1 pseudogene is annotated in these 754 nt (G+C 54.6%); it reads right to left on the bottom strand.

Annotated features, from left to right (window positions below):
* A pseudogene (locus tag ACO0K9_RS27990) lies at positions 1-483 on the bottom strand (MotA/TolQ/ExbB proton channel family protein); the annotation flags it as partial.
* Between the last annotated feature and the right edge of the window lie 271 nt (positions 484-754).

The raw sequence follows: 754 nt of genomic DNA, 5'->3' as shown, positions 1-754 counted from the left end.
TGCGCCTTCATGGTGTTCTGTGGCTTTGATGCCAGAGTCAGCGATGAAGCGGAATGGGCTGCCTTCTTTCAGGGAAGACGCACCGGCTTGCACGGAGGAGGCTTTCCAGAATTTGGCGCGGGCTTCAGTTGCCTGGCCAGACAGTTTGACCTGGTCGATGATTTTGGTGATGAGGATGTACCAGCTGCCCATGGACATGATGACCATGATGATCAGTGTGCCTTTGGCCACGAAGTCACCTGTTTTCCAGAGTGCGTCGAGACCGTATGGATTGTCAACCATTTCTTTGGCTGGGGCTGCAGCAGGTGCAGGGGCAGCATCCGCTGCAGGTGCTGGCGCAGCAGCGGCGTCAGCGGCAGGGGCGGCAGCTGGTGCAGAAGCAGCAGCGGAGGCGGATTCCTGTGCGGATACAGGTGCGACGGCAACAGCGGCTGTCAGGGCCAGGAGGGTGGCAGCCAGGAATGCGGAGAAACGGGTTTTCATTGAGGTGCTTCCTTTTAACAAAATAAGGTTGGTAGTGCTTACTGCTGTTTTTATGTGAAACTTGGTTTATCTGTTACGTCTGTGTAATGCGTAGTGCTTTTGTTTTTACTCTGTCTTGCCTGGGTAGAGCAGACTGACCAAACAACGGGGTCTGCTCTTGCCTGATTGCTTACTCGAGCTTCCAGACGTACTGGACTTTGGTCCAGGTCTGTTGCGGTTTGCCATCGACGGTACCGGGCTTGTTTTTGCAGGAACCGGACATCAATTGGGA

Source organism: Undibacterium sp. Ji50W (assembly GCF_049340445.1).
In the GTDB taxonomy this organism is placed as follows: domain Bacteria; phylum Pseudomonadota; class Gammaproteobacteria; order Burkholderiales; family Burkholderiaceae_D; genus Undibacterium.
This window is presented reverse-complemented; position numbering and strand designations above follow the sequence as displayed.